Annotated in this window: 19 protein-coding genes and 1 pseudogene; 15 read left to right on the forward strand and 5 right to left on the reverse strand. The window is 71.9% G+C overall.

Going from position 1 to position 17,915, the window contains the following annotated elements; genetic code table 11:
- Positions 1-20: 20 nt before the first annotated feature.
- From JNW91_RS03375 to JNW91_RS33040, 3 genes are all read right to left on the reverse strand, one after another.
- Positions 21-449: a SufE family protein gene (locus JNW91_RS03375; RefSeq protein WP_203173476.1), complete on the reverse strand. Its 429-nt coding sequence runs from the start codon at positions 447-449 to the stop codon at positions 21-23.
- Positions 450-523: 74 nt separating this feature from the next.
- Positions 524-949, reverse strand: coding sequence for a CBS domain-containing protein (locus JNW91_RS03380; RefSeq protein WP_179781533.1), 426 nt, complete (start codon positions 947-949; stop codon positions 524-526).
- A 56-nt stretch (positions 950-1,005) separates the two neighbouring features.
- On the reverse strand, positions 1,006-1,131 hold the full coding sequence (locus tag JNW91_RS33040) for a hypothetical protein (RefSeq protein ID WP_255544956.1): 126 nt from the start codon (positions 1,129-1,131) through the stop codon (positions 1,006-1,008).
- A 65-nt stretch (positions 1,132-1,196) separates the two neighbouring features.
- Here JNW91_RS33040 and JNW91_RS03385 point away from each other — a divergent pair, with 65 nt between their 5' ends.
- From JNW91_RS03385 to JNW91_RS03410, 7 genes are all read left to right on the forward strand, one after another.
- Positions 1,197-1,727, forward strand: coding sequence for a SigE family RNA polymerase sigma factor (locus JNW91_RS03385; RefSeq protein WP_203173477.1), 531 nt, complete (start codon positions 1,197-1,199; stop codon positions 1,725-1,727).
- Positions 1,724-2,899, forward strand: coding sequence for a TolB-like translocation protein (locus tag JNW91_RS03390; RefSeq protein WP_203173478.1), 1,176 nt, complete (start codon positions 1,724-1,726; stop codon positions 2,897-2,899). Before JNW91_RS03385 ends, JNW91_RS03390 begins: the two co-directional genes overlap by 4 nt.
- 230 nt (positions 2,900-3,129) lie before the next feature.
- Positions 3,130-4,266 carry a TolB-like translocation protein gene (locus JNW91_RS03395; RefSeq protein ID WP_203173479.1) on the forward strand — a complete coding sequence of 379 codons (1,137 nt, stop codon included), beginning with the start codon at positions 3,130-3,132 and terminating at the stop codon, positions 4,264-4,266.
- Positions 4,267-4,550: 284 nt separating this feature from the next.
- Positions 4,551-5,318 (forward strand): SGNH/GDSL hydrolase family protein, encoded by a 768-nt coding sequence (locus JNW91_RS03400; protein WP_203173480.1) that lies wholly within the window; start codon positions 4,551-4,553, stop codon positions 5,316-5,318.
- A 2-nt stretch (positions 5,319-5,320) separates the two neighbouring features.
- Positions 5,321-5,572 (forward strand): imidazolonepropionase-like domain-containing protein, encoded by a 252-nt coding sequence (locus JNW91_RS31770; RefSeq protein WP_238424280.1) that lies wholly within the window; start codon positions 5,321-5,323, stop codon positions 5,570-5,572.
- Positions 5,573-5,577: 5 nt separating this feature from the next.
- Entirely contained in the window at positions 5,578-5,766 is a 189-nt protein-coding gene (locus tag JNW91_RS31775; RefSeq protein ID WP_238424281.1) for a hypothetical protein, read from the forward strand.
- A gap of 72 nt (positions 5,767-5,838) precedes the next feature.
- Positions 5,839-6,741 (forward strand): sulfurtransferase, encoded by a 903-nt coding sequence (locus JNW91_RS03410; protein ID WP_203173481.1) that lies wholly within the window; start codon positions 5,839-5,841, stop codon positions 6,739-6,741.
- A gap of 319 nt (positions 6,742-7,060) precedes the next feature.
- On the opposite strand, the gene JNW91_RS03415 is transcribed toward JNW91_RS03410, so the two are convergent.
- On the reverse strand, positions 7,061-7,642 hold the full coding sequence (locus JNW91_RS03415) for a TetR/AcrR family transcriptional regulator (RefSeq protein ID WP_203173482.1): 582 nt from the start codon (positions 7,640-7,642) through the stop codon (positions 7,061-7,063).
- A 107-nt stretch (positions 7,643-7,749) separates the two neighbouring features.
- Here JNW91_RS03415 and JNW91_RS33045 point away from each other — a divergent pair, with 107 nt between their 5' ends.
- The 5 genes and pseudogenes from JNW91_RS33045 to JNW91_RS03435 all read left to right on the forward strand — a co-directional run bounded on the left by JNW91_RS33045 (position 7,750) and on the right by JNW91_RS03435 (position 11,096).
- A complete protein-coding gene (locus tag JNW91_RS33045; protein WP_255544957.1) occupies positions 7,750-8,136 on the forward strand; it encodes an FAD-dependent oxidoreductase in 387 nt (128 codons plus the stop codon).
- Positions 8,079-8,906, forward strand: coding sequence for an FAD-dependent monooxygenase (locus JNW91_RS03420; protein WP_309244206.1), 828 nt, complete (start codon positions 8,079-8,081; stop codon positions 8,904-8,906). Before JNW91_RS33045 ends, JNW91_RS03420 begins: the two co-directional genes overlap by 58 nt.
- An 85-nt stretch (positions 8,907-8,991) precedes the next feature.
- Positions 8,992-9,141, forward strand: a pseudogene (locus tag JNW91_RS33050) (transposase); the annotation flags it as partial.
- 307 nt (positions 9,142-9,448) lie between these two features.
- Positions 9,449-10,318, forward strand: coding sequence for a hypothetical protein (locus tag JNW91_RS03430; RefSeq protein ID WP_203173483.1), 870 nt, complete (start codon positions 9,449-9,451; stop codon positions 10,316-10,318).
- A gap of 82 nt (positions 10,319-10,400) precedes the next feature.
- Positions 10,401-11,096, forward strand: coding sequence for an RsiV family protein (locus JNW91_RS03435; RefSeq protein ID WP_203173484.1), 696 nt, complete (start codon positions 10,401-10,403; stop codon positions 11,094-11,096).
- 61 nt (positions 11,097-11,157) lie between these two features.
- Here the strand turns inward: JNW91_RS03435 and JNW91_RS03440 are convergent, their stop codons facing one another.
- Positions 11,158-12,366 (reverse strand): MFS transporter, encoded by a 1,209-nt coding sequence (locus JNW91_RS03440; RefSeq protein WP_203173485.1) that lies wholly within the window; start codon positions 12,364-12,366, stop codon positions 11,158-11,160.
- Positions 12,367-12,488: 122 nt separating this feature from the next.
- Here JNW91_RS03440 and JNW91_RS03445 point away from each other — a divergent pair, with 122 nt between their 5' ends.
- The 3 genes from JNW91_RS03445 (at position 12,489) to JNW91_RS03455 (ending at position 17,857) form a co-directional block, all read left to right on the forward strand.
- Positions 12,489-14,276, forward strand: a complete 1,788-nt coding sequence (locus JNW91_RS03445; protein WP_203173486.1) for an HSP90 family protein — start codon at positions 12,489-12,491, stop codon at positions 14,274-14,276.
- A 2-nt stretch (positions 14,277-14,278) separates the two neighbouring features.
- Positions 14,279-17,173, forward strand: a complete 2,895-nt coding sequence (locus JNW91_RS03450) for a hypothetical protein (protein ID WP_203173487.1) — start codon at positions 14,279-14,281, stop codon at positions 17,171-17,173.
- Between the two features lie 84 nt (positions 17,174-17,257).
- Entirely contained in the window at positions 17,258-17,857 is a 600-nt protein-coding gene (locus tag JNW91_RS03455; RefSeq protein ID WP_203173488.1) for a TetR/AcrR family transcriptional regulator, read from the forward strand.
- The last annotated feature ends 58 nt before the right edge of the window (positions 17,858-17,915 follow it).

Here is a 17,915-nt window from a genome sequence, read left to right on the forward strand (position 1 = left end):
GCCGGGTGGCAACTGCCCGATCAGGCGAGTTGTTCCCGGACCTGCCGCTTGAGTCGGCCCAGGATCGCGGTGCCGCCGCGTACCCGCAGCGGACTGATCGCCTGCGCCAGGCCCATCCGCTGGTAGAGGTCGTCCGGCACGGCCAGCACCTCCTCGGCGCTCGCGCCCTCCAGCCCTTCGGCGAGGATACCGGCGAACGCCCGGGTGGTCGGCGCCTCGGGCGGGCAGTCGAAGAGCGTCTCCACGGTGCCCTCCGGCGTCACCCGGGCACGCAGGAAGAACGCCGTCTGGCACTCCGGCACCTGCTCCATGCCCTCGCGCTCGGCGGCGCCCTCGGGTAGCGGCGGGATGGCGTCGGCGTACTCCAGGAGCATCTCCAACACCAGGTCGCGCGGCGCGGCGGCGAACTCGTCGACGATCTCGGCCAGTCGGGCCGGCATGTCAGCCATGTGTCGAGGCTACCGCCGGCCGTGAGCGGGCAGGCCGGCGGCGCGCACCGCGCCGGGGCGCCACGGCGCGTTCGTCACGCCGTCGGTGACTGTTCGCTGATCTCGCTGAGTGCGCTGGTCGGGTCGAGTTGCATGGCCAGGTCACCGAGCGAGACGATCCCGACGAGCTTGCGGTCGCTGTCGCAGACCAGCACCCGGCGGATGCCCCGGTCCCGCATCAGCGCCGCCGCCTCGCCCGCCGTGCAGTGCTGCTCGATCATGACGACCTCGCGGGTGACGATCGAGCCGATCGTGGTGGCCGCCGGCGAACTGTTCTCCGCCACGGCCCGCACCACGATGTCCCGGTCGGTGAGCATGCCGGCGAGACTGGCGCCGTCGGTGACGACCACGTCGCCGATGTCCGCCTCCTTCATCACCCTGGCCGCCTCGTCCAGGGTCGTCTCCGCCGGCAGGTAGACCACCTGCTTGGTCATCACATCGCTGACCCGGTAACCGGTCATGAGAGCCTCCGAAGCGCTTGCACCCGATCGAACTGCACTACCCCGTGACGCGGCGGCTACACCAGGTTCCCACGCTCCCGGCGCACCTCGTCGACGATCCGCTCGACCAGACCGTCCACCGGCAACTCCGCCCGCTCGTCGCCGGCCCGCTCGTGGCGGCGAACGCAGCCGACGGCAACCATCGGTGCCCATGGTGGCGTCTGGAGTGGCACCAAGCCCTTGCACACTGACACAAGGATCGGATCGTGTGGACCCGCTGCTGAGTGAGTTCGACTCGTTCGTCCGTACCCGCACGCCGGCGCTTCTGCGCTCGGCCTACCTGCTCACCGGCGACCAGCACCTGGCCGAGGACCTCGTCCAGTCGGCACTGGCCCGGACACACCGGTCATGGAACCGGCTGCACCACAGTGGCAACGCCGAGGCGTACACCCGCAAGACCATGTACCACCTACAGGTGTCCTGGTGGCGCCGCCGTCGGGTCCCCGAGTCGATGCCGGGCGACCTGCCCGAGCCACGCGGAGGCGGCTCGGCCCCCGACCACGCCCACCAGACCAGCCTGCGCCTCACCCTGCGGGCGGCGCTGGCGAAGCTCTCCCCGAAGCAACGCGCCGTGCTGGTGCTGCGGTTCTTCGAGGACCGCACGGAGGCGGAAGCCGCCGACCTGCTCGGTGTGACGGTCGGCACGGTGAAGAGCCAGACGGCGAAATCCCTGGCCAGGTTGCGCGCCGTCGCGCCCGAGCTCGCCGAGCTGTACGTCCTGGAAGGGAGCACCCGATGAACGACCAGCGCCTCCGGCTCGACCTGACCGCCCTGGCCGACGAGGTCACCTCGGTCGACCTGCGGGACCGTACGCTGCGCACGTCCCGCCGGCTCGGCATCCAGCGCGCCGTGGCCACCTCCGCCGCCGCTCTGGTGCTGATCGCGGCGGCGACCGGCACCGCTCTCGCCATCCGGCCGAACCAGTCCCCGAACCCGCTGCCGGCGGACACCCCGTCGGTCACCGCGTCGCCCAGTCCGACGCGGTCACCCAGCCCGACGCCGTCCACCAGCACCAGCGAAGTCCCCGGTGCTCCGCCCAGCGGCGGGTCCAGCGCCGACACGTCTGCCGGGCAGTTCGGGAAGCTCTTCTACGGCCCCGCCGAGGTGACCGGCGCGGAGACCTCGAACCTGCGCTCCTGGCGCCCCGGCAGCAACCCGGTACGGCTGCTGGCGCTGCCCGAGATCGCGTTCAAGGGCAACGTGGGCGTCTCGTCGGACGGGCAGCGGGTGGCCTGGGTGGACAACAGCAACGACCTCTTCGTCTCCGACGCCGACGGCTCCGACAAGCACCTGCTGCGTTCGGATGTCGATCCGTACTGCATCACCGCGGTCTGGTCGCCGGACGGGCGGCAGTTGCTGTTTCGCGAGTTGAAGGCGACGGGTGGGTCTGGCCGGTTCGGCGTGCTGGACACGCGCTCGGCGGAGAAGACCGTGCGCTGGTGGTCCAGCGAACCTGCCGCCTGCCATGCCCTCTGGTCGGCCGATGGTCAGACCATCGCCATGAACACCGACACCGGAGTCACGCTCTACGGCACGGACGGCACGAAGAGGCGAGTCCTCCCCGGCTTCTCCCCTGACGGATGGCGCACCAACGACGTCGTCAGTCTCTCGCCGGACGGCTCCCGGATCGCCCTGCTGCGGCACAAGGCGGTTGGGGACGCCGGCGACGTCGCTCGCGACCTGCGGGTCAACGTGGTGCTGGACACCCGCAGCGGCAAGCAGGTCACGTTGCCGTTGGGTGGGCGCACGGTGCGGCAGGTCTACTTCCAGTCCGACGGCTCCACGGTCGTACGGGTGCAGGCCGGCAGCGGGTACGCCGTGCTGCTGGTGGACGAGGACGGCAAGAAGGTCTCCGAGACCGCCGAGCCGGCGAGTCTGAAGGACATGCAGATCCTGGCCGCCGTGGGCTGACGATCGGCACGGCGCAGGGCGGGTCATCCTCGGGTGGCCCGCCCTTTTCTGCGGTCTGCGCACCGATCATCGGGACAGCGTTCATCACCATCGGTGAACGGCGGAAATGGTTGCCGGCTCAGACGGATCCGACTGTCGGATAGCGGCGCCCGACGGCGGCAACTCACCACGACCAGAGGCTCGTCTTGGGTGGTGTCAAGCTCGCTCACCTTCCACAAAGGATGGACACGATGAACCTCGGCCCCTTCACCCGCACCACCCGTACCGCGTCGGCCCGCCGTTCCCACGCACTCGGCGGTACGGCCGCCCTGCTGTTCCTGGCGTTCGGTGCCGCGGCCTGCGCTGCCGCCGGCCCGGACGTCGCGGCGGCTCCGGCCGGGACCGGCTCCGGCACCGCCGGTTCCGCACCCGGCGGCACCTTGGCCGCCGGTAAGGGGGGCTCCGTGGCGGACGCGAACCCTGCCGCCCTGCCCGCCGTTCCGGCCCGCCCGCCCACGCGGTCGACGCAGTGGCCGCAGCTGACCTGGTACTCCGCGCAGGAGACTGGTCAGGAGCAGAACGACCCGGCCCGGATCTGGCGGCGTACCCCTGGTGGGAGCTGGCAGGTGGTGCGCACGGGCCGCCCCGAGAACGGCAGGGCCACCAGCCCGCTCGCCGTCTCGCCGGACGGCCGACGGGCAGCCTGGGTTGAATCGTCCGCACGTCGGCTGGTCATCAGCGGGTTCGACGGCACCGAGCAGCGTGCCATTCCAACGCAGGGCCAGCAGACCTGCGCGCCGAGCTGGCTCGACTCCGGGCGCGTGCTGTACGGCCTGGGCCGGGAGAAGGACTGGACGCTCATCGCGATCAACGCTGACGGGACCGGCCGGAAGGTGCTCGCCACCCACGAGGCGAAGTGTCCGACGGTGTCCGGTGGATGGATCGCCCAGTTCACTGACCGGACGGTGAGCATCCGTGACGAGCGCGGTGCCGGGCGTTCGATCAGTCCGCGCGTTCCGACCGGCCTCGTCATCGACGGGGTGGTGGCGATCTCCCGCAACGGCCGGACGCTGGTGATCAGCACCCACGTGCCCAACGCCGGGGGCTGCGGCTGCGGCTGGCAGTTCCGCAACTACCGGCTCGACGCCGCCAGTGGCACGGTCACCGAGTTGGTGCCGCTCGACCCGGCGTGGACCGAGCCGACCGGGCACGGCCAGGCCATCGACGGCGTCGTCCTGGCCGATGGCGGCCTGGTGGTCCAGGTCAACACCGCGACGCCGGCCAGTGACGCGCCGGCGTACCGGCTGGTCCGGTACGCCGGCGATGGCCGGGTGCAGGCGAGCGCCGCGGTGCCCGCCGGCCAGCCGTGGGGCGGCCTGCTGGGTTGAGCCACCGGTGCACCGCCACCGGGTAGGGGGACCGGCCACTCACGGGGGTGGCCGGTCCCTCCGGTCGTTCGGCATGATCCACTCGACATCGCTGATATCGCGGTATCCGAGGCTGCGGGATACCCCGATATCGGCGATCTTGCGCCGATCGTGTGAGCGCGGGAGCGGCCGAGATCGGCTCTGCCCAATGACCTCCGCCACGTCGTCGAATCGGGGCGCCGCAGGCCGTGCCCCCGGTGAAAGACTGGTCGCCGCAGGCAACGGGTGGCGTGAGGGAGGCGCGGGTGCGCTGGCGCAGTTTTGTCGCGGTCGGGGACAGCTTCACCGAGGGTATGGACGACGCGTACCCCGACGGCACCTACCGGGGCTGGGCGGACCTGGTGGCGACCCGGCTCGCCGCCGAGGCGGGCCCGGACTTCCGGTACGCGAACCTGGCCATCCGGGGCCGGCTCTTTCCCAGCGTGGTCGCCGAGCAGGTGCCCTCCGCCGTGGCGATGAAGCCCGACCTGATCAGCTTCGCGGCCGGTGGCAACGACGTGCTGCGTCGTACCTTCGACCCGGACACGCTGGTCTCCCGCTTCGACGAGGTCGTGCGGCAGCTGCGTTCGGGCGGCGCGGACGTGTTGCTGTTCCGGTTCGCCGACGTGATGGCCCGGCTGCCCGGCCAACGCCTCGTCGCCCCCCGCGTCCAACTGCTCAACCAGGCGGTCGGCGAGACCGCCGAGCGGCACGGCGCCATCATGGTCGACCTGTACGCCGACGACACCTTCCTCAACCCGATGCTCTGGAGCACCGACCGGCTGCATCTCTCCGCGGCCGGGCACCGGCGGGTCGCCGGGCAGGTGCTGAACGCGCTCGGGGTGGGCTGTGACGAGGAGTGGCTGATGGTCCCGCCGCATCCGGCGCCGTCGCCGTGGCTCGCCGCCCGCGCCGCCGACCTGCGTTGGGCCGGGCGGCACCTCGCCCCGTGGATCAAGCGCCGGCTGACCGGCCGGTCCTCCGGCGACACGGTGACCGCCAAGCGCCCGCTACTCGGACCGATCGTCGACTGAGGGTGCGCACTCTGCACACCGCGCCGTTGCTGCGGCACACGCCCGACGGCGAACCGGTGCCGGACCACGCCGTGCTGGTCGACGGCGACCGGGTCCAGGCCGTGGGCCCGTTGGCCGAGCTGATCGAGGCGTACGCGGGTGTCCGGGTCCGCCGCTGGCCCGGCACGCTGGGGCCGGGCCGTCGTACGACGCTCCGCTGCCGGCGGCGCCCACCCCACGCGAGCGGGTGCACGCGCTGCTGCGCCAGGGGGTGACGGCGGTGCTGGTGGAGCACCTCGCCGATCCGGTGCTGCGGGCCGCCGTCGACCGGAGTGACCTGCTGGTGCTGCCCACACCCGTGGTGCCGACACTGCATCCGGGCGGACGCGCCGACCTTGCGGTGCACGGCGCCGACGGCATGTGCCTGGTGACCGTGGTGGCCGGTCGGATCGCCCACCGCCGGGCCTGACTCCACGTCACGTGGGCTGCGTCGCATCCGATGGTCGGTTGGCGGGCGTGCATCCGGCGTACCTTGGGGATCATGTCTGTGCCCAACGATCCTGATCCCCGCCTCCAGTCGTACGCGGACCCTCAGCGGCTGGTCACCACCGAGTGGCTGGCCGAGCACCTGGGCGACGAGGGCCTGGTGGTGGTCGAGTCCGACGAGGACGTGCTGCTCTACGAATCCGGTCACATCCCGGGTGCCATCAAGGTCGACTGGCACCTGGAGCTCAACGACCAGGTGACCCGGGACTACCTGGACGCGAAGAGCTTCGCCGAGCTGTGTGCCGCGAAGGGCATCGGCCGGGGCGACACCGTCGTCTTCTACGGCGACAACTTCAACTGGTGGGCCGCGTACGCCCTCTGGGTTTTCTCACTCTTCGGCCACGCCGACGTGCGGCTGCTCGACGGCGGCCGGCAGAAGTGGATCGCCGAGGGGCGCGAGTTGACCCGCGACAAGCCGGCCCGCCCCCGCGCCGACTATCCGGTGCCGCTGCGCGACGACGCGCCGCTGCGGGCCTACCGCGAGCAGGTGATGGCGCACATCGCCGCCGGCCGGCCGCTGGTCGACGTCCGGTCGCCGGGTGAGTACACCGGCGAGATGCTGCACATGCCGGACTACCCGCAGGAGGGCGCACTGCGGGGTGGGCACATCCCGGGTGCCGTCAGCAAGCCGTGGAAGTCCGCCGCCAACGCCGACGGCACGTTCAAGTCCGCCGACGAGCTGCGCGCCATCTACGCCGACCAGCTCGGGCTCAGCCCGGACGACGACGTGATCGCGTACTGCCGGATCGGTGAGCGCTCCAGCCACACCTGGTTCGTGCTGCGACACCTGCTGGGCTACCCGCAGGTCCGCAACTACGACGGCTCGTGGACCGAGTGGGGCAACCTGGTCCGGGCGCCCGTCGTGAAGGGCGACCAGCCCGGCGGTCTCGCCGCCTGAGCCGCCGAACGTCCCCGCGCGTCCGTGACGGGCGCGTGGGGACTGTGGTCAGCCGGCCAGCGCCACCACGCCGCGCAGGTCGCGGACGATGCCGGTGATCTCGCCGGTCTCCGGATTCCATCGCGCCAGGCCGGCCGGTTCCAGGCGGAGCAGCACCGCCCCCGTGTTGTCCCAGCCCGCAGCAGCCGGTGCTGGTGGTTCTCCACGAAGGCGAGGTAACCGTCGCGGCCGTCGTTCGCCGTCGGTGCCATCCGCCCCCCTTCCGGCCGTCACGTCGCGCGTCACCTGGCAGACGCACGGGAAGGCGGAAAAGGTTGGGTCAGTTTCCCGGTCGTCCGGTGAGGTAGCGCTGAAGGGTCGGCCCGATCCAGGAGACCAGTTCCTCCGGCTCGACGTCCACCATGGGCGGCAGGCGGACGATGTAGCGGGTGAAGGCGAGGCCGAGGATCTGACTGGCCACCAGGCCGGCACGTCGGGCGGTCACCGTCTCCCCGGTGCCGGATGTGGCCACCGCAGAGGCGAGCTGGTCGGTGAAGATGCCGCGCATCCGTTCGGCCGCGCCCGGATTGGTGCTGGCGGCCCGCAGCAGCGCGACGAGCGTCTCGTCGCCCTCCCAGCGGGCGAGGAAGTGCCGGACCAGCGTCTCACCGAGCCGCTCGGACGGTACGACGGTCAGGTCGGGCAGACGTAGGTCGAACTCGGCCGCCGCCGCGAAGAGCCCCTCCTTGCTGCCGTAGTAGCGCATGACCATGGACGGGTCGATCCGGGCGTCGGCGGCGATGGCCCGGATGGTGGCGCGTTCGTACCCGTCCGCCGCGAACCGTTCCCGAGCGGCCCGCAGGATCGCCGCCCGGGTGGCGTCGGAGCGGCGGGGCTGGGTCGGGCGGGCGGGTGCTGCCATGTCAACGACCGTAGGCCAACACTTGTTGACACGCAATCGACACCCTTCTACTGTTGCCAACAAGTGTTTGCCAACGTCCGTTGGCAACAGTCGCTCCGGAGGTGGCCATGCTGCCCACGAGTACCGACGTCCTGGTGGTGGGCGCGGGTCCCACCGGCCTCGCCACCGCGCTGACACTTGCCCGGCGCGGGGCTGAGGTGACAGTCCTCGACCAGGTCGCCGACCCGCCGAAGACCTCCCGCGCGGCCGTCGTGCACGCGTACACCCTGGAGGTGCTGGACCGGGTCGCGCCGCAGCGCCGCTGGTCGCCCAGGGGCTGCGGGCGCCGCGCTTCACGGTCCGCGACCGCGACCGGCTGCTACTGGCGGTCCCGTTCCACGAGCTGCCGTCCCGATTCCCCTACGCGCTGCTGGTCTCCCAGGCCGTCACCGAGCAGGTGCTCACCGACCAGTTGGCCGACCTGGGCGTCCAGGTGTGGCGGCCGTGCCGGTTGACCGGTCTGAGCCGCACCGCCGACGGGGTACGCGCGCAGGTCGACGGCGCCGAGCTGCGCGCCCGGTACGTGGTCGGCGCGGACGGCCTGCACAGCACCGTCCGGCAGGCGGCCGGCATCGGCTTCACCGGCCCGAGCGACGAGGAGTCCTTCGTGCTGGCCGACGTACGCGTGCACAGCGTGCTGCCCCGCGACGAGGCGGCGCTGTTCCTCGCCCGCCCCGGGCCGCTGGTCTGGGCGCCGCTGCCGGACGGCGTGGTCCGGATCGTCGCCGCGGTGCCGACGGCACCCGCCGAACCGGATGCGGCGTACCTCCAGGCACTGCTCGACGAGCGCGGCCCGGCGCGGCGACCAGACCGGGTGACCGAGGTGCTGTGGGGTTCCCGGTTCCGGGTGCGGCACCGCATCGCCGACACCTTCCGCGCTGGTTCGGTACTGCTCGCCGGGGACGCCGGACACGTGCACAGCCCCGCCGGCGGTCAGGGCATGAACCTCGGGATCTGCGACGCCGTGGCCCTCGGCACCGCGGTGGCCGACGTGTTGGACGGCGGACCGGAGACGGCGCTCGACGAGTACAACGCACGGCAACGCCCGATGGCCGAGGACGTGCTGAGCTTCGCCGCCGGGCTGACCCGGCTGGCCACCACCTCCCCGTCCCGCCGGCCGGCCCGCGACGTGCTGCTCCGACTGCTCGGCGCCGTGCCACCGGCCCGGCGGCGGATCGCGCTGCGCCTGTCCGGGCTGTCCCACCGGGAACCGACCACCGACTAGGGCGTGTCCTGTCGATCTTGTAGTGGTTGATCGTTGACCATGTGCCGGTGATCGTCGTGGTGAACTGACCGATGAGGCGTAGGCGGTGATAGCGCCGCTGCTTTCCGAACCGGGCAGCAGTCAGGGGCGGTGGTGGGATCACCGTCAGGTCATCAACGGGATCTTGTGGAAGTTGCGCACGGGCGGGCCGTGGCGTGACCTGGCCACCCGCTACGCCAAACGCACAACGCTCTACCGGTCCAGCCTGGTCCTTATCGCTGCCGTCATCTGGCTTCATGATCGACAGAACAGACCCTAGGCGAACCGCGCGACCCCGATGAGTGTGAGTGAGCAGCCCGCATCGCTAACCGCGCTGCGGCAGACCGGCCGAATGCTCACCGAGGCCGAGTGCCATCTGTACACATCAACTAGATGACGCTTTCGTTCCGAGGTCGACTTGTCGCTGCGACGATACGCCAGGTGACAGAGGAGGCGACGTGGCGCGGCGGAAGCGAGAGCAGGTCCGTAACCGACATCCCGGCCGCGTTCTTAGAAGCCAACCGGTGGACCTGGAGACTCCAGCGCCGGTGCCATGGTGGAAGAAACCGATCACCTGGGTGATCACCGTCTGCCTGACCATGGTCGGCGCTGTGATCACAACCTACGGCACCGACATGGCCAAGGCGTTCCTCGGAGAGAGGGCTGCGCCCGAGGCGGTCGCAGAACGCGCCGCCCAGAAATCGCCCCTCATCGTTGTGGATCAGAGCCGCGTCGTTGACGTCGCCCGCAGCTTCGTCTTGCCCCAGTCACCATCTGACGGCGCGTTGCAGGATTGGGACCGGTCACGCAGTGATATGCCCACCCAGCGGTGGCTCAACGACCAAGGCGCCGTGGACGTAGGGACTTCGTACTGGCAGATCACCTTTCAGGGCACAAGGACCGAGGTCGTGGAAATCGTCAACATCCGGCCGGTCCTGGAGGACGGCCGCTGCGCGCCAGCAATTGCGGGAGTCCTCGTGGAGAACGCTACCTCCGGGGCCACCGACAAGATTCCCCTCACTGTCGCCATTGACCGGCCCAACCCCCGACTGCTGATCAACGACGGTAGCGGCGACGCTGGCAAGCCATTCTTCGATCTGAAGAAAATCAGTCTTCCCCGCAAGGAGAAGAACGTCGTGGTCGTCAGCGCTACGACCAGCGGCCCCTATTGCCGCTGGCGGCTGGCCGTCGAGTACTTGGCGGACGGCCACCGTGGCGAGATGATGGTCAGCGCCCCAGAAGACCGCCCGTACGCCGTGACCGGAACAGTGTCATCCGACAAGTATTCGGATGTGTTCATCGCGAGCCTGTGGCAATGCGGAGAGCCTCGGAAGCGCCTGAGCGGCCCGGAGTACCTTAAGCTTCAGAACGGTGACCGAAGTGTCTGCGGCTGAGCTGAGAGCCGCCGCTCGAACGGTCGTAGCAATCGGACTTGCTCTCCTCGCAGCGTCCTGCACGGGAGCCCCTTCAGATGCGATGGCCGAGAAGAGCCCCGCTGCTTCGGACATGCCCGCCAAGGTTGCCGTGCCTCTGCACCGCAGCTTTCCCTCCCTACCGGACCTGCCCGACACGAAAGCCGACGCGGATTACCTTCAGGTCACTGGCATCGACGGACTGGACGCCACCAATAAGGCACTCGCCACGCTCTTCACACACGATCCCGCCACCGTGGCCGCCAGACTGTCACTCCCGGCCGGGTCCGCGATCACCTATCACCAACGCTCGTCGCGAAACGCCGTCGTTCACACCAACAGTGCCTTGGTCAGTATCCTCGCGCCCGTCTCCGCCGAATCCGTAGAAGGATTCGTCACTGATTACTGGCTCGCCACCACACTCACCGTCCCACAAGCCGCTGAGGTCAAGATCACCGATTTGTTCCCCAGTCCGACGGCGGCAACGGATGCGCTAAGCGATCTCGTACGACGACGCCTTCCGCACTCGGACGATGAGTGCATCAAAGGTTCCTGGGATCCCGACTACGCCTCCGCCCAGCAGTGGCACGCTTCCGACACGTACGCGAAGTTCGCGGTGACTCCCGACGGACTCGTCATCGGATTCGCCAAGGGGGGCCTGATACCACCGCCGTGCGGAATCTTCCGGATGACGTTCAGCTGGGAGGAACTTAGGCCGCTGATGGCCGATCGAGGTCTGCGTCTCGTCGCGCAACTGTGAGCGATAAGTGGGGAGTGTCAAGTTAGATCCACACTCCCGTACAAGATCGGCAGGACACGCCCTAGGCGAAGCCCTGCCGCAGGGTCCGCCACGCCACCACGGTGACCAGGGCGAACGTGCCCGCCGCGGCACCCGCCACCGGCACCGTGCCGTACGCGGCGGCGATTAGCCCGGCGAGCGTCGCCCCGACCGGTGCGGTGAGCAGACCGACCATCCGCTGGGCCGCGCCCACCCGGCCGAGCAGCCCCGCCGGCACGTGCCGCTGCCCGTACGACGCACACAGGCTGTTCCACACCACCGTCCCGGCGGCGAAGACGGCCAGCGCGAACCCGCCCGGCACCGGATGCCGGGCCAACGCGAACCCGGTCAGCGCCACGGTCTCCGCGGCGAGCACCGCGCACAGCGCGGGCACCGTCCCCAGCCGGGCGGCGAGCCGACCCGCACCGAACGCCCCGGCCACGCCACCGAGGATCGCGGCCGCGGCGAACAGCCCATAGCCGGCCGGCGGCACCCGCAGCACGTCCAGCGCGTACAGCACCAGCACCGCCAGGATGCCGCTGATCGCCAGGTTGCTCGCCGCGGCCAGCAGGGTGACCCGCCACAGTGTCCGGTTTCCGCGCAGCCACCGCACCCCCTCGACGATCTCGCCCCACACCGACGCGCGCGGCGCTCCGGCTCCGGCCTCCGGGCGCACGACGGGAGCCGGGGCGAGAGCCAGCACCAGCACGGCGGCCACGGCGAACGTGACGGCGTCCAGGGCGAACGGCAGGGCCGGGGCGGCGGCGAAGAGGACACCGGCGGCGGGAGCGCCGAGGAAACCGCCGGCCACGGCCGTACCCGCCTGGAGGCGGCCGTTCGCCCGGGGCAGCGCGGTCGGCGGCACCAGCGCGGGAAGCAGTGCGAACGAGGCGGAGTCGAAGAGCGTGCCCAGCGCGGCGAGGAGAAACGCCGCCATCAGCAACGTCAGGATGCCGGCCCGGTCGACGGCGACCGCCAAGGCCAGCGCCGCCACCACCCCGGCGCGGATCCCGTCCACCAGGGCCATCGTCCGTCGACGGTCCCAGCGGTCGGCGTACACACCGCCGAGCAGGCCGAAGAGCAGCGGCGGCAACTGCGCGGCCACGGTGACCGCGGCGATGACCCGGGGATCGCGGGTCACCGCCGCCGCCAGCAGGGCCAGAGCCGGCGTACGCAGCGAGTCGCCGAACCGCGACGAGACGGCGGCGCACCAGAGCAGCCGGAAGTCCCGGCCGAGAGCGGAAGCTGTCATGCCGGTGACGGTGCGGGTTCGACCGGGTCGAGGGTCAAGCCGCCGGGCGAATGGGGGACGCGCCCGTCGGTGATCATCGGTACGGTGGGCGCCGGTATTCGGGACCGGGGGAGAAAACAGGCGTGGACCACACCTTCCAGGTCGACCTCCGTGGCATGGTCGACCTGCTCAGCCATCACCTCTACGGCAGCCCGCGGGTGTACGTCCGGGAGCTGCTACAGAACGCGGTGGACGCGATCACCGCACGGCGCTCGACCGAGCCGGACGCGCCCGCCCTGGTCCGCATCGACACCCCGGAGATCACCGGCGACGGGACGCTGCGGGTGCACGACACCGGCATCGGCCTGACCGAGGCGCAGGTCCACGAGCTGCTGGCCACCATCGGCCGCAGCTCCAAACGGGACGAGCTGGGCTTCTCGCGGCACGAGTTCCTCGGCCAGTTCGGCATCGGCCTGCTCTCCTGCTTCCTGGTCGCCGACGAGATCCAGGTGCTCACCCGCAACGGCGAGCACCCCACGGTCCGCTGGACCGGGTACGCCGACGGCCGGTACGCGGTGAGCCTGGCACCGCCGCAGGCCGCTCGCGCCGAACCGGGCACCACCGTCACGCTGGTGCCCCGCCGCGACGCCGACCAGTGGTTCGCCACCCCGACGGTCACCGATCTGGCCCGACTCTTCGGTTCGCTGCTGCCGGTCACGGTCCGGGTCGGCGACGTGGTCACCACCACCGGCGAGCCGCCGTGGCCGACCACGCCGGGGGCTCCGGTCGACCGGGCGGCGCTGATCGCGTACGCCCGGGAGACGCTGGGCGTAGACCCGTTCGACGTGTTGCCGCTGACCGTTCCTGAGGCCGGGCTGACCGGGGTCGCCCTCATCCTGCCCACCCCGGTGAACCCGGCGGCCCGCGCGGGGCACCGGGTCTACCTCAAGCGGATGCTGCTCACCGAGCACGCCGACGGGCTGCTGCCGGACTGGGCGTTCTTCGCCCACTGCGTGGTGGACGCCACCGAGTTGCGCCCCACCGCCAGCCGGGAGGCCCTCTACGAGGACACCCTGCTGACCGCCACCCGGGAGGCGCTCGGCGACCAGGTCCGCGGCTGGCTGGTCCGGCTGGCACGGCACGACCCGCACCGGCTGGCCGAGTTCCTCCAGGTGCACCACCTCGGCGTGAAGGCGCTGGCGCTGCACGACGACGAGATGCTCCGGCTGGTCGACCGGTGGTGGCCCATGGACACCAACGTGGGCACGCTCACCCTCGCCGAGTTCCGGGAGCGCCACGGTGTGCTCCGCTACGCGGCGAGCCTGGACGAGTTCCGCCAGCTCGCCGCGGTGGCCGCCGCGCAGGACCTGGCGGTGGTCAACGCCGGCTACACGTACGACACCGAGCTGATCGAGCGGCTGCCGACGGTGGACCGCTCGGTGCTGATCGAACGGCTGGAGCCGAGCGACCTCACGACCCGCTTCGACGGTCTCGACCCGCAGGTGGAGCTTGCGCTGCGGCCGTTCCTCACCGCGGCGCAACGGGCCGTCGAACGTTCCGGCTGCGAAGTGGTGATCCGCGCGTACGACCCGGTGTCGCTGCCCGCGCTCTACCTGGTCAGCCGGTCGGCGGCGTTCAACGACCAGCTCGCGGCCAGCCGGGACCGGGCCGACGAGTTGTGGGGCGGGGTCCTCGACGCGCTCGCCGCCACCGCCCCGCCGGACCGGCCGCAGCTGGTGCTCAACCACCGCAACCCGCTGGTCCGCCGGGTCACCATGCTGGCCGACCCGGACCTGGTGGGGCTCGCCGTCGAGGCGCTGTACGGGCAGGCGCTGCTGCTCGGCCACCATCCGATCCGCGCGGCCGACGCGGCGCTGCTCAACGATTCCTTCCTCGGCCTGCTCGGCCGGGCCGTTCCGGGACGGGAGTGAGCATGAGCGACGAGGATCTGTGGCGGGTGCTGCGCGGCATCTCCGACATGCCGTACGGGGCGGGGCAGATCGCCGCGTTGGAGCAGCTGCTGCGCCGGGTGGACGCCGCGGACGACCGGCACCTCGCCTTCGTCACGCGGATGCAGGCCACCACGGGGTACGTCTACGGCGGTGAGCCGGCGAAGTCCTTCGTGACCTTCTCCTGGTGCCTGTCCGAGTTCGACCGGGATCCGCAGCCCTACCACCAGCGACACCTGCACCACCTGCTGTGGCACTTCAAGTACATGGTGTCCGGCCTGCTGAAGTTCCCGGAGGTGCCGCTGGACCGCACCTACGCGGTGCTGGACGACATGGAACGGCGCTACAAGGCCGGTGGGCACAGCCTGCAGACCGTCCACAAGCACCGGTTCCGGGTCGCCGACCACGTGGGCGACGCCGAGGCGGCCGCGCACTGGTACCGGCTCTGGCAGACCACCCCGCGCGACGAGCTTTCCGACTGCGCCGGCTGTGACCCGACGAGCCAGGTGGGCTACCTCGCCGACACCGGGCGGGACGCCGAGGCGGTGACGTTGGCCGAGCCGGTGCTCGCCGGTCGGCTCACCTGCACCGAGCAGCCGCAGGCGATCCTCACCGCGCTGCTCGTGCCGTACCTGCGCACCGGGCGGGGTGAGTCGGCGCGGGACGCGCACCGGGAGGCGTACCGCCGGCTGCGCGGTAACCTCGCCGACCTGTGGGACATCGGTGACCACGTCGAGTTCTGCACGTTGACCGGTAACGAGGCGCGGGCCGTGGAGCTGGTCGAACGGCACCTGGACTGGCTGGACCGGCCACCGTCGCCGGCCGCCGCGATGCACTTCGCGGCGGCGGCCGCCGCCGCGTTGCGCCAGGCCGGTCGGAGCGGCGTGGCGACCGTGTACCGCCGGGCTGCCGAGGGCCGACCGGCCGGCGAGGTGTCGGCGCTGGTGCTCGCCGACGAGTTGACGCAGACCGCGACGGGGCTGGCCGCGCGCTTCGACGCCCGCAACGGCACAACCCACCAGTCGGAGTGGATTGCCCGCCGGCTCGCCGTGCGACCGGGCGGCGAGCACCTTCCGCTGTCCGCGAGCGTCCGCCGTCGCCCGCGCCCGATCGGCGACGAACCCACCATCTCCCTCAGCGGGGGTGCTCCGGCGACGGTCGGCGCCGCGCCGCGGGCCGGCACGACCGAGGCCCCCGCCGCGGTGACCGTGCCCGCTGACGCCGGCCCGGACGAGCTGCTGGACCTCGCCGAACAGAGCTGGGGTCGGCACGACCGGGCCACGTTCCGGGCGGCGCTGGCCGCCTACGACGAGCGGTTCGGCTCCGGGGACCTGCCGTCGCGTACGGTCGCCCACCGGCTGGCGTTGCGAGCGGCCGAGCGCGGCGACGAGGACGACATCCAGGGTGCGATCGAACTGAACCGGGCGGCGCTGGAGCTGTACCGGACGGCGGGCGAGGTGGTGCCCGCCCAGGTGGTCGCCGGGCGGCTCGGCGTGCTGCTGACCCGATCCGACGACGGCGTCGACGAGGGGCTGGCGTTGGTCCGGGACGCCGCCGAGGTGCTGGACCGGGAGGGCGACGCCCGGCAGCGGGCCGCCGCTCACGACCGGGTGGCGTTGGCGCTGCTGCACCGGGAACGCTGGGCGGACGCGCTCGCCGCGCTCGCCCGGGTTCCGGCCGACGCGGGCGGAGACCCACACCTGGCGGCCCGGATCGCGCTGCACCGCGCGCACCTGCTGGAGCAGTCGGATCGTGTCGAGGAGGCGCGCGCCGCCGCCGCCGAGTCCCGCCGGATCGCCCGTGACCTGGGCGTCGGCGAGTTGGTCACGGCGGCCTGCCTGGCGTACGCCCGAACGGTGGACGATCCGGCCGACGCGGTGGCCGCGTGCGACGAGGCACTGCGGGTGGCACCGGCGGACGCGGAGTTGCCGGTTCGCGTCGCCCGTGCCCGCGCGTTGCTCTCCGCCGGCCGGGCCACCGACGCGGTCGATGACTTCGTCGAGGCGGTGACGCTCTGCGTGGAGCGGGGCGCCGAGGGGGACGCGTTCCTGCGCTGGGAACTGGCGAACGCGTACCGGGTGGTGGGTCGGCTCGCCGAGGCCGCCGAGGTCGCCGAGGAGGCCGTGCTCGGTCTCGACCGGCTCGGCGCGCAGGCCGAGGCGGACCGGTGCCGGCACCTGCTGGCCGGCGTGTACGCCGGGCTCGGTGAGATCGACCCGGCGCTGGCCCTGCTGGAACAGCTGGCCGGCAACCTGGACGGTCCGGACAACCTCCCGTACCGGGCGCAGGTGCTGGAGGAGGCCGGCGGCATCCTGTACGACGCGGACCGGGACGCGGCCGGCGCCGAGCGGTTCGCCGCGGCCGCCACGGCGTACCGGCTGGGCGGTCTGCCGTTGGACGAGTTGCGGGCGCGCCGGCGGGAGGCGTACGCCTGGTTCTGGGCCGACGACCGACCGGCGGCGATTCGTGCCGTCGAGCAGGTGGACGGGTTGGCGGCGACGCTGGCCGGGCAGCCGGAGCCGCCGGTGACGTACGAGCTGGCGATGGCCGCCGAGGCCGGGGCGCGGGTGCTGACGGCCGAGGGTCGGCCGGACGAGGCGCTGGCCCGGCTCGCCGGGGTGCCCGACCGGCTGCGGTCGATCGAGGCTTTCGGTGAGGCGGCCCAGGTGGAGGTTCTCACCGGTGAGCTGCTGCTGCGACTGGACCGGCCGGCCGAGGCGGAGCCGCTCCTGCGGCGTGTCCTCGGCGGGCTCCCGGCCGACTCGCAGCCGGTCCGCCAGACGGCCTGGCTGCTGGCCCGTGCCCTGGATCTGCTGGACCGGCCCGCCGAGGCCGCCGCGCTGCGGACGGAGCACGACCTCGACCCGGACGACGACTGAGGGGTGCCGGCGCGCGCCGAGGCGTGTGCAACCGCTCGACAACCGGCGCCCCACTGCGGTCAGCTCGCGGTCTACGCTTGCCCGGTGACGGTGGAGCAGCAGGCACGGGGTGCGGCGGGCGCGGGCCGGCGCCGGTCCCGCAAGGACGAGATCCTGGAGATTGCGGTCGGTCTGTTCGCCGCCCGTGGCTACCACGGCGTGTCGATGGACGACATCGGCGCGGCCGCCGGGGTCACCGGTCCGGCGCTCTACCACCACTTCGCCGGCAAGGAGGCGATGCTGGCCGCCGCGCTGATCCCGGTCAGCGAGGGGCTGCTGGCCGGTGGGCGGGAGCGCTCCGCCGGGCATCCGGACGACCCGCGTGGCGTACTGGAGTCGCTGATCGACTTCCACGTCGAGTTCGCGCTGGCCAACCCGGCGGTGATCGCCCTGCACCTGCACGAGTTGGACCGGCTGCCGGACGAGCCGCGGCGGCGGATCCGCCGCCTGCAACGGATGTACGTCGAGGAGTGGGTGACGGTGCTCACCGCACTGCACCCGGGCATGCCCGACGGTGAGGCGCGGGTGCTCGCCCACGCCGCTTTCGGCCTGATGAACTCGACGCCGTTCCTCGGTGGTGAGGTGGACCGGCGACGCCGTGCCGAGTTGTTGCGCGGCGCCACCCTGGCCGCGCTGCTCGCCTGAGTCGACTCGTCAAGAGCGTGCCGGTCATGATTCCCTGACATCGTCCCAACATCCGGAC

Origin of the sequence: Micromonospora parastrephiae (assembly GCF_016802865.1) — a bacterium.
GTDB lineage: Bacteria > Actinomycetota > Actinomycetes > Mycobacteriales > Micromonosporaceae > Micromonospora > Micromonospora parastrephiae.

Bases quoted from the DNA above. Each gene is read 5' to 3' on its own strand.
- JNW91_RS03435 (WP_203173484.1), top strand. From the start codon at position 10,401: ATGGCCGAGAAGAGCCCCGCTGCTTCGGACATGCCCGCCAAGGTTGCC.
- JNW91_RS33040 (WP_255544956.1), bottom strand. From the start codon at position 1,131: ATGGTTGCCGTCGGCTGCGTTCGCCGCCACGAGCGGGCCGGCGACGAG.
- JNW91_RS03450 (WP_203173487.1), top strand. From the start codon at position 14,279: ATGAGCGACGAGGATCTGTGGCGGGTGCTGCGCGGCATCTCCGACATG.
- JNW91_RS03415 (WP_203173482.1), bottom strand. From the start codon at position 7,642: ATGGCAGCACCCGCCCGCCCGACCCAGCCCCGCCGCTCCGACGCCACC.
- JNW91_RS03375 (WP_203173476.1), bottom strand. From the start codon at position 449: ATGGCTGACATGCCGGCCCGACTGGCCGAGATCGTCGACGAGTTCGCC.
- JNW91_RS03380 (WP_179781533.1), bottom strand. From the start codon at position 949: ATGACCGGTTACCGGGTCAGCGATGTGATGACCAAGCAGGTGGTCTAC.
- JNW91_RS03390 (WP_203173478.1), top strand. From the start codon at position 1,724: ATGAACGACCAGCGCCTCCGGCTCGACCTGACCGCCCTGGCCGACGAG.
- JNW91_RS03395 (WP_203173479.1), top strand. From the start codon at position 3,130: ATGAACCTCGGCCCCTTCACCCGCACCACCCGTACCGCGTCGGCCCGC.
- JNW91_RS03410 (WP_203173481.1), top strand. From the start codon at position 5,839: ATGTCTGTGCCCAACGATCCTGATCCCCGCCTCCAGTCGTACGCGGAC.
- JNW91_RS03440 (WP_203173485.1), bottom strand. From the start codon at position 12,366: ATGACAGCTTCCGCTCTCGGCCGGGACTTCCGGCTGCTCTGGTGCGCC.
- JNW91_RS33045 (WP_255544957.1), top strand. From the start codon at position 7,750: ATGCTGCCCACGAGTACCGACGTCCTGGTGGTGGGCGCGGGTCCCACC.